The sequence below is a fragment of the Flavobacterium frigidum genome (assembly GCF_048286795.2).
The window spans coordinates 35,470-48,786 of sequence record NZ_JBLVPT020000004.1 but is presented as its reverse complement, the minus strand read 5'-3'; the positions used below and the strand labels follow the sequence as shown (position 1 = coordinate 48,786).

Below are 13,317 nucleotides of genomic sequence, written 5' to 3'. Positions count from 1 at the left end.
ATGGAAATTTGGAATAGAAGGAGTTACGTAAAGGAAATTAAGTTTCTTAAAGAAATCATTTCTGACAATAATATATTAGGTGATTTTTCAGGGTTAGATAATATAATTGAAGGTATTGAAACAAATGGCAAAGATTTAATCGATTATAGGTTAAACAATTTCAGCATTTATTTAAAAGGATCAATTGCTGGGGCAAAACCAAGTAATTTGCATTTCTGTAAAATTGAATTAGAAAATCGCTTTGCTCTTAAAGATGATTTAAGTGAAACTACAGATCCATTGTTTGTATATTCATTAGATTTGAAGATAAGTTTATATAAATCTGAACAGAATCAATCTAAGGAATATTGTTGTACTTGGCACCTTGATAAAGAAGAAAAAGAATTAGATTTCTCTTATATACATCCATATTATCATATTCAATTTGCTGGAAAAAAACATGAATATTTAGATCCTGATATGGCTATATTAAGTAGCCCAAGAATTCCTCACCCTCCAATGGACGTAATTTTAGCTTTCCATTTCATCATTAATAATTTTATTGATAGAAAAGTAAACAACTATGTAGATGAAATAAACAAAAATCCAACTTACATTAGGATATTAAACAATTCGAGAAAAAGATTATGGGAGCCATATTTTAATGGTTTTTCTCAAGCTTATAATCACAGTGATTATAAAATAAACAAACTATTTCCTTTGTACACAAGCTAGAATGAATCAAAACATAATTAAATATTTAAAACAGTATTCATACGATACTAAAGATGTTAACCGTCTTTTAGTATCATCTTTTTTAGTTGTCAATAAAATTTACACAGTAAATAATGTATTTATTAATAACTATATAATCCAAGAAAAAGAAGAACTTTTACATCTTAATGAATTCTTAGACCTTTTGAAAAAAGAAAATTTTGATATAGAAGAATTGATTGAGTTTTTTGAATTTGTAATTTCACCGGAAGATAAGGAAGTAAATGGGGCCGTATTTACTCCTCAATACATCAGGAAATATATTGTTGAAAACACAATCAAAAATCAAGAAAATAAAAATATTGATAATTTAATATTTGGAGATATTGCTTGTGGATGTGGTGGTTTCTTTAAAACAATTACTGAATATTTAAAGAATCAAACAAATAAAAGCTACTTTGAAATTTATAAAGACAATATTTTTGGTTTAGACATTCAAGAATATAGTATTATTAGAAGTAAAATTTTACTTTGTCTATTTGCTATCATCAATAACGAAGATTGCAAAGAATTTCAATTCAATTTATATTGTGGTAATGCTCTGTCTTACGATTGGAATGAACATGAGAAAATAAGTAATAACAATGGTTTTGATATAATAGTTGGAAACCCACCTTATGTGGGAGCTTCAAAAATTGATGATGAAACAAAGTCGTTGCTAAAAAACTGGAAGGTTTCAAAATCAGGAAAGTCTGATTTGTATATTCCATTTTTTGAGATTGGTCTTGAAAATTTAAACTTAGATGGTATTCTAGGCTTTATAACGGTAAACACTTTCTATAAAAGCCTAAATGGAAGGTCTGTAAGAAAGTACTTTTCAGAAAATAAATTTGGTATAAAAATAGTTGATTTTGGAGGCGAACAACTTTTCAAAAACAGATCAACATATACATGTATCTGCTTAATTTCTAAATTAATTTCTGACAATGTCAAATACATAAAATCTCAAAGTAAAGATATTCAGAGAATAAAAGAATCAAATTACTTAATGATATCTTATTCAGATTTGAATGACTTTGATGGTTGGTTTTTAATTAATAATAAGACAAAAAAAATCATTAATAAAATTGAATCAACAGGTCAAACTCTTGGTAAGAAATTTGAAATCCGTAATGGTTTTGCAACATTAAAAAATAATGTATATCTATTTGTACCAACAAAAGAATCAGAGGATGTTTATTATATGATAAAGGACAATGTTGAGTATAAAATTGAGAAAAACATTTGTAGAGAAGCTGTCAAACCCAATACATTAAAGTTAGCTTCAGAAATTGTGAATCATACCGAAAAACTAATTTTCCCATATAAAATTGAAAATTTAGAAATAAATCTATTCAAAGAAAAAAAGCAAACCCTTAAAATTATTGACGAGAAAACTTTAAAAAAGGAATATTCAAATACATATAAATATTTAACAAGTCAAAAAGAAATTTTGTCAAAGCGAGACAAAGGTAATAGACAATATGAAGAATGGTATGCATATGGAAGGAATCAAGCTTTATTAATATCAGGTTATAAATTACTATTACCTTATATAACTAGTGAACCATGTTTCGTATATACTGAAAATCAAGATTTATTATTTTATAATGGATATGCCATATTTTCAGAATCAAAAGAAGAATTACTCATTTTGCAAAAAATTTTAATGTCTAAAATATTTTGGTTTTATATTGAGAAGACCAGTAAACCTTATGCAGGTAATTATTTTTCAGTAGCCAAAAATTATATCAAAAACTTCGGGGTTTGTGATTTAAATGAAGATGATAAGCTACTTTTATTGAATCTTGATGATTCAAATAAAATAGATGAATTTCTTCTTAATAAATATGAAATTAAAACTGAGTTCATTTAATAATTCAGCTGGTCAAAATAACCTGTCATTAATCAAATAAAACCTGAAAATTCAACAGCAAAAAAAGGGAGTTTGCTTAAACAAACTCCCCAATATCAAAATCTTCCAAATCATTTTTTTGCAAAATAGAAGAACCAGAATCCGTTTCTGAAGAAAGTGTACCATCTAGCAGCTTTGCTATTTTTTGAGAAGCATCTTCAATGGAATTTTCCAAAAGGTCGAATAATTCGGTTCCTTGTATTTTATGAAGTAGTACTGTTGCTGTTTCCTTTTGAGAGGATCTCATTTTCTCTTTTTTTAACAACGCTTTCACAGTGCTTAATTCTTCAAAGGTAACCCCTTGGACAAAACCATTATCTCCATCGGATAGTCCATAACTATTCCATTCTTCCTCCTCATTCTCAAAATCAGGTTCATTCAAAAAAACTTCATCCAGCTCTTCTTGTGGAAATTGTAATTCGACTTTATCTTCGTCGATTTCTATATCAAAATTATCATTATAATGATTCTCTTTTTGCTCTTGACTGTCATTGGACTTCTTTGGCACTGAAAGGCTTCTTTCAGGCTTGGGCTGTCCCATAATATCAGGGAGACTTGAACTATTTTTCTCTTGCCTTGGCTGTTGCTCCTTATATTTTTTAATGACAATTTTATCCTTTGCCAAAAGGAAAATGACTATGAGCAAACAAATTACAATTACGATTTCCATGCTATTTAGTGCTATACATTGATTAAAAAATCGGCTTGTTTCTCTCATTAAAAAATTCCTGGATTTCGGTTCCAAAATCATTAAAATGCTGTTCTAAAATGTTATCGATATAAGAATACAATGTTGTTTTCTCTTCCCTTGTCAATTGAACAATTCGAAGGAGTCGTTCGTGGTATTCAGGTCTTATATACACAACCTTCCCGCTACGACCAGACGGATATCTGTTAGTGAGAAATACTTCTTCATAATTTCGTTTCTTTGGGGCGCTTGCACGAATTTTCTCTTTAGGCTTATTTTCTTTAGCTTCGAAACTTTGGCTTGTATTTTTATCGTTGTTAATTGCTTCATCCCCACTCATAATATTCATGAGGTAATCCTCATCTACAACTGGTTTTTGAAACCCCTTATGCTTTTTATCAGATTCCATACAAGAAAAGATTTAAGGGTTTATGATTTTGAGAAATTCATTTACAAAAAGATCCAGTTTAGTTATCTTCATCAGATTAGGCTCAGCAGGAAGCAAGCTAGATCTAAAGATATAATTATTAGTATCGTCAGTTTCTTTTCGGAAACGTTTACTATCCATTATTTTTGACTCCATTATAGAAAGCCCCAATTCTTCTATTACACCTTGATAGGCCTTATACAAACTAGTCTTCTCCCTCCTATCCACTTGATTCCAAAACAACCAAAACTTTAAGTTCTTGTTGCCTCCATCTGTTTCTGGAAGTTGTAGAAATGCTTTGGCAAAGCCTAAAGTACTTTCTACTACCAAACGGTCGGCTGTGATGGGAGAAAAGATATAGTCCATTGCTTTCAAAGTTGTTAAAACCCCCTTGGTGTTGGCGGTTCCTGGAAGATCAAACAAAATAATATTCCAATCACTATTGGATTGATCTATATATTCTGATGCTTTTTCTAGCGCATTCTCGGCCTTACAACGAATGACAGGAAATGCTTTTTTATCAATCGACTGAAATTGTTTCATAGCCGCTCTCTTATGATATTCATTTTGCATCACCGTTTTAAGATCTCTGTCTCTCATATTGCCAAGACTATGCTGCGGAAAATCACAGTCCAAAACCAATACATTGAATCCCAATCGATAATGAAGCACACTAGCTAACAAGGTTGTCATTGTAGATTTCCCTACTCCACCCTTTTGGGTAGAGAAACTAATTTTTAAAGTTTTATTTATTGTTTCCATTACTTATAATTTAAAAGTTATCTATTTACTAAATTGTTTTGCTGTATGGCTGCATGCCTTCTTGCATTTCTTTACAAGTTTTTGCTCTATTTATTTACTTTAAAAATGCACTTATCTATAATTGCATACTCATACAATTTCCAACAACTATTCCTTGTTTATTGGAAATAGGTAAGCTCATTTATACTACTGCTTTTATGCTTTTATAGTTGCATAGTTGTACAACTGTATCGTTTTACACCTTACAATTTTACTAAATACTTGCTTACTCCTAAACCTTGGTTTTTGTGTTTGAAATTGGATAAAAAGTCATTTTTAAATATCCTTTTACAACTTTGAAACAAAGAAAGAAAGTAACTCCAAGCCATTTCAGAACAAGGAATGCATTGACGTTACATGGCATTATTTGGCTACACCCACTACTACACCATTCTAAAAATCAATGATTTACTTTGTTAAAGACGTAAATAAATTAAAAAATGAAAGGCCCAAATCTATATTTAAATAAGAACAGGAACGGCTTAAAGCCGTTTTTCCCTGCTCTATTAAATCTGTTCCGCCGACAGGCGGACGGATTATCTGTTCACCAGAACAGAGCAAGTTGTGTTTTGAGGCACTCGAAATGAATTCCGTGCCTCAAAACAACTTGCCCGCCGCGGCGGGGCGCTTAAAACTCCCTCCGAAGTCGGGGTTTTCTAAAAATTAAAGTTAGAATCGCAATGGAGAATCAACAAAACAAAAAGCAGCACAAAGGCGGTAGGAATCCTAAAAAGGATCCTAGTATCCACCGTTATGTTTTTCGATTAACTGACCAGGAAAACGCTAAATTCCTTACTCTTTTTGAAGTTTCGGGAGCGGATAATAAAGCGCTATTTATCACTTCTCTCTTGTTTGAAAAGCAAATAAAAACGGTAAAAGTAGATCTAGCAGCAATGGATTATTACATGCGCCTAACCACTTTGTACGGTCAGTTTCGTGCCGTTGGCGTTAATTACAATCAAATTGTCAAGATATTGTACCGCAATTTTTCTGAAAAGAAAGCGGCAGCCTATCTCTTTAAATTGGAAAAACAAACGATCGAATTGGCCCAATTATGTCGTGCCATAACGCAATTAACGGAAGAATTCGAATTAAAACATTTGAAAAAAGGAGAAAAATGATAGCAAAAATTGGTCGTGGAGCAAATATAATTGGTGCACTTTCTTATAACCAACTAAAAGTAGATCAAGAAAATGGATCAATTTTATCGACTCATAGAATAAGAGAAACAGTCAATGGACAATTTACCGTTAACCAATTATACAGTTCGTTCGAACCGTATCTAATGGCAAACAAGCGAACAGAAAAACCTGTTTTGCATATTTCTCTTAACCCAAACCCAAAAGATAGTGTAAGCGATGAAGACTTTAAAAAAATCGCAGAAGATTATATGGAACTGATGGGCTATGGCGACCAGCCTTATGTTGTTTTTAAGCATACCGATATTGAACGAACTCACATTCATATCGTTTCGACCTGCGTTGATCGTTACGGTAAAAAATTATCTGATTCCTATGAAAAATTACGTTCCATGAATGCCTGCCGTGCATTGGAGCAAAAATATCAATTACTTCCTGCAACTGAACAGAATCAAAAACCGAAGGAAGTAATTTTTAAACCTGTTGATTACAAGGAAGTCAATGTCAAAAGTCAAATAGCATCGGTAATTCGACATCTGCCAAAGTATTATCAGTATCAAAGTTTAGGAACTTATAATGCACTACTTTCTCTTTTTAATATTACCACTGAGCAAATAATAGGTGAAATACAGGGTCAATCTAAGCAAGGTCTTATTTATTTTGCACTGAACGAAAAAGGAGAAAAGGTAACAAATCCTTTCAAATCCTCTCTTTTTGGAAAACAGGCTGGTATGGATAGTTTGCACAATCATTTCGAACAATCTAAAGAAAAAATGAAAACAGAACCTTCTAAAGACATCCTAAAAAATTCGATAGAGGTTGCCATGCAAACCACGAATAATGAAACTGATTTCAAAAAACAACTAGTCGATCAAGGAGTTAATACAATTGTCCGAAGAAATGATCAAGGGCGTATATACGGAATGACTTTTATTGACCATGAATCGCGCACCGTGTGGAATGGATCCCAATTAAGTAAAAATTTATCTGCCAACGTTTTTAATGATTTATGGAGAAATGAAGGGACTCAAAAAGTTCAAAATGAGGTACAGAATACCAAAACAATTTCATTAAAAACCAGTAAAAATGAATCCTTACCAGAAACAGAAAAACCACATGCACTTTTTGATTTTCTTAATGGAAATTATTCAACCCACTCTATACCTGACTTTGGACTTATAGAAAGCCTTGTAACTTTATTACCAAATGCTCAAGGTGAAGATTATGAAGAGCAAGTATTTGCTAATCAAATAAAGAAAAAGACAAAACGTAACAATCATCACGGAAAGAAATAGTTTAGCGAGACAACCAATGCCAATGGATGCCAACGAAAGTCAATTGACTTAGATTCTTTTACGTTCGATCTACTTTCGCTCGTTACATTTTTAACTTTTCAATTATGCAAGGAGAAGACGACCTAAGAGGACTAGCTAAAATCATGGCTTTCATGCGCGCTGTAAGTATCCTTCTACTACTCATGCACTTTTACTGGTTTTGTTATAGTTTTTTCTTAGAAAAGGGCTGGACGCTACAAATCATTAACAAGATACTAGGTGATTTTCAACGGACTGCAAGTCTATTTTCTCACACTTTGTACACGAAGATTTTTGCATTGGTATTGTTAGCTTTAAATTGTTTGGGTACAAAAGGAGTCAAAAACGAAAAAATTACTTGGTCTAAAATAGCTATTGCCTTAATCGCTGGATTTATACTTTTCTTTCTGAACACAGCATTGCTGAAGTTGTCTGCTAATCTAGCTATTTCGTTATACATCACGTCTACCTCAGCGGGCTATATATCGTTAATGATGGCTGGCGTTTGGATCAGTCGACTGCTGCGTACCAATCTTATGAGCGATGTTTTTAATAATGAGAATGAAAGCTTCATGCAAGAAACCAAATTAATGCAAAACGAATATTCCGTTAATTTGCCAACCAAATTTTATTACAAAGGCACATGGAACGAAGGTTGGATTAATGTTGTAAATCCTTTTCGAGCTTCCATCGTTTTAGGAACACCAGGATCTGGTAAGAGTTATGCCATTATAAACAACTATATCAAGCAGCATATCGAAAAAGGATTTTCGATGTACATCTATGATTTCAAATTCGATGATCTTTCTACCATTGCATATAATCATTTACTAAAACATTCGGACAAGTATACCGTTAAACCAAAATTCTATATCATCAACTTTGACGATCCTAGCAGAAGTCATCGTTGCAATCCTATCAATCCAGATTTTATGACAGACATCTCAGATGCTTATGAATCTGCCTATACCATTATGTTGAATCTTAACCGCAGTTGGATACAAAAGCAAGGCGATTTCTTTGTGGAATCTCCCATTATATTACTAGCCGCTATTATTTGGTTTCTGAAAATTTATGATAATGGAAAGTATTGTACATTTCCACATGCCATAGAGTTACTAAACAAGAAATATGTTGATGTTTTTACCATCCTTACTTCCTACCCTGATCTTGAAAATTATTTATCTCCGTTTATGGATGCTTGGCAAGGTGGCGCACAAGATCAATTGCAAGGACAAATCGCTTCCGCAAAAATTCCCTTGTCTCGAATGATTTCACCTCAACTCTATTGGGTAATGACTGGCGATGACTTTTCATTGGACATCAATAATCCGGATGAACCTAAAATTCTTTGCGTGGGAAACAATCCCGACAGGCAAAATATTTATTCTGCTGCCTTGGGTTTGTACAATTCTAGAATTATAAAACTAATCAACAAGAAAGGAAAATTAAAAAGTTCTGTGATAATTGATGAGTTGCCAACTATCTACTTTAGAGGACTAGATAATTTGATAGCCACAGCTAGAAGTAATAAAGTAGCGGTATGTTTGGGATTTCAAGATTATTCGCAACTGACACGTGATTATGGCGACAAAGAAAGTAAGGTGATCCAAAATACGGTGGGTAATATTTTTAGTGGTCAGGTTGTGGGAGAAACGGCCAAAAGCTTATCAGAAAGGTTTGGCAAAGTATTACAGAAACGCCAGAGTCTAACCATCAATAGAAATGACAAATCAACCTCAATATCTACACAACTAGACAGCTTGATACCAGCATCAAAAATCTCTACGCTTACGCAAGGTGTGTTTGTGGGAGCTGTTTCAGATAACTTTGACGAACGCATAGAACAGAAAATTTTCCATTCTGAAATTGTGGTAGACAATGAAAAAGTAGCCTCCGAAACCAAAGCATATAAAAAGATTCCCGTTATTTTATCTTTCGTTGATGAACATGGTGAAGATCAAATGAAAGTCGAAATTGAAGCTAATTATAAACAGATTAAGCGTGATATTGTTCTTATTATAGAAAGTGAATTGGAACGCATTAAGAATGATCCTGATCTGCAACACTTGGTGCAAGAGGGTTGAAATCAATGACCCTAATTAGAATAAACCTTTATTAAATGTTTGTTATTATGTACATATTCGCTATTTTTGTTCATATTAATGAACATTTTTAAAATGAGTGCAAAAAAGCAAGTCTTATTCCCTAAACACCAACTCCTTTTAGAGCAAATGGGTGAGAATATTAAATTGGCTCGAAAAAGAAGAAAGCTCACTGCAGTACAAATTGCCGAAAGAGCCGATATTGCTAGAACCACTTTATACCAAATAGAAAAAGGAAACTCTAGTGTTGCAATAGGTGCCTATTTTAATGTTCTGAGAGTACTCGGTTTGCAAGACGATTTTTTAAAAATAGCTGCTGACGACGAACTAGGAAGAAAACTTCAAGACCTTGAACTATTAAAGTAATCCCTTGCTAGAAACAAATTAAACAGATCACTTATTCAAAACACACAACATGTCACAAAGTAAAACCGACATCTACGTTTACGCCCATTGGCAAGAAATGCAGGAACCTAAATTAATTGGTGTCTTATCTGCACAACAAGCCAAAGGTAAAAAAGCATTTAGTTTTGAATACGACAGAAACTGGCTCAAAACAGAACAAAAATTCCTTTTGGATCCAGATATCCAATTATATGGTGGTCTACAATACCCAAACCAAAAAGAAAACTTCGGTATTTTTTTAGACAGCATGCCTGATACTTGGGGACAAACCTTAATGAAACGTCGAGAAGCCCAGCTTGCTAGAGAACGGAACGAAAAGCCAAAAACACTCTATGATATTGATTTTCTATTAGGTGTATATGATGAAAGTCGTATGGGTGCATTACGATTTAAAACCGACCCGAATAGAGATTTCTTAGATAACAATAAAACTACTTCTACCCCGCCCTGGTCCTCCATCAGAGAACTCCAAAATGCAGCCGCTAATTTCGAAAACGACAAAGATAATGAAGAGGTCAATAAATGGTTAGCGGTTCTTATGGCACCGGGGTCATCATTGGGTGGAGCAAGACCCAAAGCCAATATTTTAGACAACGATAAAAGTCTTTGGATTGCTAAATTCCCCTCCAAAACAGATGTAGTAGACAAAGCAGCTTGGGAATTTTTAGCCTATAAATTGGCTATTAGTGCCGGAATCAATATGGCGCCCTGTCGAATAGAAAAAATAATGGGCAAGCACAATACATTCTTTACCAAACGCTTTGACAGGGAGAAAGGTGAAAGAATTCATTTTGCGTCGGCTATGACAATGACAGGCAACAATGAAGATACTATAAGAGATAATCCCGCAAGTTATTTAGATATTGCCGAATTTATTAGTAATCAAGGTGCAAACGTAGAAGAAAATCTTCACCAACTATGGCGCAGAATCGTTTTTAATATAGCCATTTCTAACACCGATGACCATTTGCGTAACCATGGATTTATTTTAACCAAAGAAGGTTGGATGCTCTCCCCTGCTTACGACCTTAACCCATCCATAGACAAAGATGGTTTGGCTCTCAATATTGATATGGATAATAATGCGCTGGTTTTTGAATTAGCTAAAAGTGTTGGGGAGTATTTTAGATTGAATGCTTCACAAATGGAAAACATCATTCAAGAAGTCATACAAGTTACAACCAACTGGAAAGCGATAGCCACAAAAATAGGAATTTCTAGAGCAGAGTTGGAAATGATGGAAAAGGCTTTTATTTATCAGAGATAGTTTAAATAATCAGTCTCACTCCAGTCATTCATTTTGCTCCGTTCGGCTACTCCAGTCGGTATGCTTTCATGATTAAGGTGTAAACGAAATCTGTTTTTCGGCACACCTACCCTTCGCAAGCACTTCACAACCCATAAAAAAAAACAGCAGCTTAAAAATAAGCAGCTGTTTTTTTCAGGCTTTTCCGTTCCTCAGCTCCGCACGTTCATTCCTTGCGTTCGGTCAGGCTTATATAAGCAGGATAAAGCTTCATTCCGTTGCGCTCCGTGCCTACGCTCCGCTGCGTTCCAGCCCTATCCTGCTTATAGCCTTTCTTTTTATAATTTGAGTTGGTACTCAAATCTCTTAGATTAATCTTTTCTGTGAGAATTGCAGATTCAGTAATAGTTACTTTTTACTAAAACAAGTAGAGATTCATCAACTAATTTATTTCATTTTCTTCTTTTGGGGAAAAATAAAAGAGGTTTCTCCTCCTTCATCCATAGCTATAAAAGCATCGAATTTCTTACCTGATTTACTTATCATCCCTTTTAAGAGATTGGTCTTTCCCGTAGTTATTAATGTTTCCAAATCCACAAGACTGAGCTGCATGCCACATATATTTCTGAACTGAACCCAATTACAATTTTCGTCCTTGCATTTTACCAACTTGTCCCGAATAATCAATTTTTGGACCTTACATTTTGGACAAATAAGTTCAGGTTGTCGCTCTACTTCTATTACTAAATCAAGTATTTCTTGAGTTAAAGACCTTGTGAAAGTTTCTATTTCTTTCATGAAGGTTACTAAATTCAATTCCTTATTCTCAATTTTTTGCAAAGCTAGTTCCCAGTTTGCAGTCAATTCTACATTAGCAATATTTTTATCCTTTACCAATTCATATACCTTTAATCCTTTTTCTGTCGGCAGTAGAAGTTTCTTTTCGCGTTTGACATATTCCCTCTTAAAAAGTGTTTCAATTATGGCTGCTCTAGTAGCTGAGGTACCTATTCCTGCACCTTGTATTATTTTACGCTCCTGCTCATTTTCAATCTGATTACCTGCGTTCTCCATTGCAGAAAGCAAGCTTGCTTCCGTATGAATAATTGGTGGTTTGGTTTTATTTAGCAATACTTTTGCTGTCTTAATCTTTACTTCATCACCAATTTTTAGGGCTGGTAATTCTTGAATTGGATCTTTATCATCATCGCTAAAATCACCTTTAATAACTCTCCAGCCTGCATCGAGAATTTTAATTCCTTTTAATCCAAAATCATAGTGTGCAACTTGCAGTAGAATGTTCGTTATTTCTTTTGTGCAAACTGGACAAACTGATTCTAATAATCGATAGGCAATCATTTCGTAAATTGCCTTCTCTTTGGCTGACAAAGCGGACGGTATTTTATCCGTGATCAATATACCATGATGATCGGTCACTTTTAAATCATTGACTATCCTTTTATTCAAACGATTTAATCTCATTTTAGCAATTACAGCTTTGAATTTCTCTATCTCTTCTATTATCCTTATCAACTTAGGAATTTCATCCCACATGTCTTCAGGAATATATTTGCTCCCAGTACGTGGGTAACTAATGAATTTCTTCTCATAGAGACTCTGAGCGATATTGAGCGTTTCCTCTGCCGTTAGATTTAACCTTATGTTAGCTTCCTTCTGTAATGCTGTAAGATCAAATAACAATGGAGGCTGCTCATTAACTGTTTTGGTTTCTATGGCAATCACTGAAGCCTTTCCATGTTTATGCACTGTTTTCAATGCATACTCAGCCTTTTTACCTTCATCCCATTTAAGTGTAGAAAGACTTTTAAAATCAGTGTATTCTTTGTTATGCTCTAATTCAATTTGCCAATAGTGTTCAATTGTGAATGACTGGTTTTCTAAAAATCGTTTACAAATTAATGCTAATGTTGGAGTTTGAACCCGACCCAATGAAAAAATACCACCTCCACTCGTGACAGTTAGTGCTTGCGACGCATTAATCCCTACTAACCAATCGGCACGACTCCTTCCCACTCCTGCATCATGCAAACTATCAAAGTCTTTTCCTGATTTAAGATTCTCAAATCCTTTCAGAATAGCCTTTTCGGTTAACGAACTAATCCATAATCGTTCGAAAGGTTTAGAGCAGTTTAAATATTCATAGATGTACCAAAAAATAAGTTCTCCCTCTCGCCCAGCATCCGTGGCCACAATGATACTCTCGCACTGTTTAAATAGTTGATCAATAGTATTCAGTTGTTTCAATGCTCCAAGATCACGAATATAAGTCTTGTCTTTTTTTACTTTACGTACTGTCAATATGAATGGATTAGGTAATATTGGCAAAGCTTCTCTTTGAAACCCACTAATTCCATAATCTTCCGGCATGGCTAAAGACACTAAATGTCCGAACGCCCAGGTTACCTGATATCCATTTCCCATCAAGTAACCTTCTTTCTTTTCTGTAGCTCCTAACAAGAGAGCAATCTCCCGAGCAACACTTGGTTTTTCAGCAATTACTACTTTCATGTGAACAAGTCTTTAAG

At 33.9% G+C, this 13,317-nt stretch carries 11 protein-coding genes; 7 read left to right on the top strand and 4 right to left on the bottom strand.

The features are described 5' to 3' along the window. Together ACNQGB_RS06645 and ACNQGB_RS06640 are read left to right on the top strand one after the other, a co-directional pair. A complete protein-coding gene (locus tag ACNQGB_RS06645; protein ID WP_417944487.1) occupies positions 1 to 714 on the top strand; it encodes a hypothetical protein in 714 nt (237 codons plus the stop codon). A 1-nt stretch (position 715) separates the two neighbouring features. Further along, positions 716 to 2,608: an HsdM family class I SAM-dependent methyltransferase gene (locus tag ACNQGB_RS06640; RefSeq protein ID WP_417944488.1), complete on the top strand. Its 1,893-nt coding sequence runs from the start codon at positions 716 to 718 to the stop codon at positions 2,606 to 2,608. Positions 2,609 to 2,684: 76 nt separating this feature from the next. On the opposite strand, the gene ACNQGB_RS06635 is transcribed toward ACNQGB_RS06640, so the two are convergent. Genes ACNQGB_RS06635 through ACNQGB_RS06625 form a run of 3 tightly spaced genes read right to left on the bottom strand, consistent with a single transcriptional unit; the run spans position 2,685 to position 4,524 of the window. Next, the gene (locus tag ACNQGB_RS06635; protein ID WP_417944489.1) at positions 2,685 to 3,317 is read right to left on the bottom strand and encodes a conjugal transfer protein TraD; all 633 of its coding nucleotides are present in this window, start codon (positions 3,315 to 3,317) and stop codon (positions 2,685 to 2,687) included. 22 nt (positions 3,318 to 3,339) lie between these two features. Further along, on the bottom strand, positions 3,340 to 3,744 hold the full coding sequence (locus ACNQGB_RS06630; RefSeq protein ID WP_417944490.1) for a DUF3408 domain-containing protein: 405 nt from the start codon (positions 3,742 to 3,744) through the stop codon (positions 3,340 to 3,342). 12 nt (positions 3,745 to 3,756) lie between these two features. After that, positions 3,757 to 4,524: a ParA family protein gene (locus ACNQGB_RS06625; RefSeq protein ID WP_417944491.1), complete on the bottom strand. Its 768-nt coding sequence runs from the start codon at positions 4,522 to 4,524 to the stop codon at positions 3,757 to 3,759. A 719-nt stretch (positions 4,525 to 5,243) separates the two neighbouring features. Here ACNQGB_RS06625 and mobA point away from each other — a divergent pair. The 5 genes from mobA to ACNQGB_RS06600 all read left to right on the top strand — a co-directional run bounded on the left by mobA (position 5,244) and on the right by ACNQGB_RS06600 (position 10,792). Next, the gene (gene mobA / locus ACNQGB_RS06620; protein ID WP_417944492.1) at positions 5,244 to 5,684 is read left to right on the top strand and encodes a conjugal transfer protein MobA; all 441 of its coding nucleotides are present in this window, start codon (positions 5,244 to 5,246) and stop codon (positions 5,682 to 5,684) included. Beyond that, positions 5,681 to 6,997 carry a conjugal transfer protein MobB gene (gene mobB, locus ACNQGB_RS06615; RefSeq protein ID WP_417944493.1) on the top strand — a complete coding sequence of 439 codons (1,317 nt, stop codon included), beginning with the start codon at positions 5,681 to 5,683 and terminating at the stop codon, positions 6,995 to 6,997. The genes mobA and mobB overlap by 4 nt, the downstream gene beginning before the upstream one ends. Positions 6,998 to 7,101: 104 nt before the next feature. After that, a complete protein-coding gene (mobC, locus tag ACNQGB_RS06610; RefSeq protein ID WP_417944494.1) occupies positions 7,102 to 9,102 on the top strand; it encodes a conjugal transfer protein MobC in 2,001 nt (666 codons plus the stop codon). 93 nt (positions 9,103 to 9,195) lie between these two features. After that, entirely contained in the window at positions 9,196 to 9,486 is a 291-nt protein-coding gene (locus ACNQGB_RS06605) for a helix-turn-helix domain-containing protein (RefSeq protein ID WP_417944495.1), read from the top strand. 49 nt (positions 9,487 to 9,535) lie between these two features. After that, positions 9,536 to 10,792: a type II toxin-antitoxin system HipA family toxin gene (locus ACNQGB_RS06600; RefSeq protein ID WP_417944496.1), complete on the top strand. Its 1,257-nt coding sequence runs from the start codon at positions 9,536 to 9,538 to the stop codon at positions 10,790 to 10,792. Positions 10,793 to 11,218: 426 nt separating this feature from the next. Here the strand turns inward: ACNQGB_RS06600 and ACNQGB_RS06595 are convergent, their stop codons facing one another. Then, positions 11,219 to 13,300 carry a type IA DNA topoisomerase gene (locus tag ACNQGB_RS06595; RefSeq protein ID WP_417944497.1) on the bottom strand — a complete coding sequence of 694 codons (2,082 nt, stop codon included), beginning with the start codon at positions 13,298 to 13,300 and terminating at the stop codon, positions 11,219 to 11,221. Positions 13,301 to 13,317 lie beyond the last annotated feature (17 nt).

What these genes read in the sequence shown, in the direction of transcription:
- ACNQGB_RS06595 (WP_417944497.1), bottom strand. Translation starts at nt 13,300, where the DNA reads ATGAAAGTAGTAATTGCTGAAAAACCAAGTGTTGCTCGGGAGATTGCT.
- ACNQGB_RS06600 (WP_417944496.1), top strand. Translation starts at nt 9,536, where the DNA reads ATGTCACAAAGTAAAACCGACATCTACGTTTACGCCCATTGGCAAGAA.
- ACNQGB_RS06645 (WP_417944487.1), top strand. Translation starts at nt 1, where the DNA reads ATGGAAATTTGGAATAGAAGGAGTTACGTAAAGGAAATTAAGTTTCTT.
- ACNQGB_RS06605 (WP_417944495.1), top strand. Translation starts at nt 9,196, where the DNA reads ATGAGTGCAAAAAAGCAAGTCTTATTCCCTAAACACCAACTCCTTTTA.
- mobC (WP_417944494.1), top strand. Translation starts at nt 7,102, where the DNA reads ATGCAAGGAGAAGACGACCTAAGAGGACTAGCTAAAATCATGGCTTTC.
- mobA (WP_417944492.1), top strand. Translation starts at nt 5,244, where the DNA reads ATGGAGAATCAACAAAACAAAAAGCAGCACAAAGGCGGTAGGAATCCT.
- mobB (WP_417944493.1), top strand. Translation starts at nt 5,681, where the DNA reads ATGATAGCAAAAATTGGTCGTGGAGCAAATATAATTGGTGCACTTTCT.
- ACNQGB_RS06640 (WP_417944488.1), top strand. Translation starts at nt 716, where the DNA reads ATGAATCAAAACATAATTAAATATTTAAAACAGTATTCATACGATACT.
- ACNQGB_RS06630 (WP_417944490.1), bottom strand. Translation starts at nt 3,744, where the DNA reads ATGGAATCTGATAAAAAGCATAAGGGGTTTCAAAAACCAGTTGTAGAT.
- ACNQGB_RS06635 (WP_417944489.1), bottom strand. Translation starts at nt 3,317, where the DNA reads ATGGAAATCGTAATTGTAATTTGTTTGCTCATAGTCATTTTCCTTTTG.
- ACNQGB_RS06625 (WP_417944491.1), bottom strand. Translation starts at nt 4,524, where the DNA reads ATGGAAACAATAAATAAAACTTTAAAAATTAGTTTCTCTACCCAAAAG.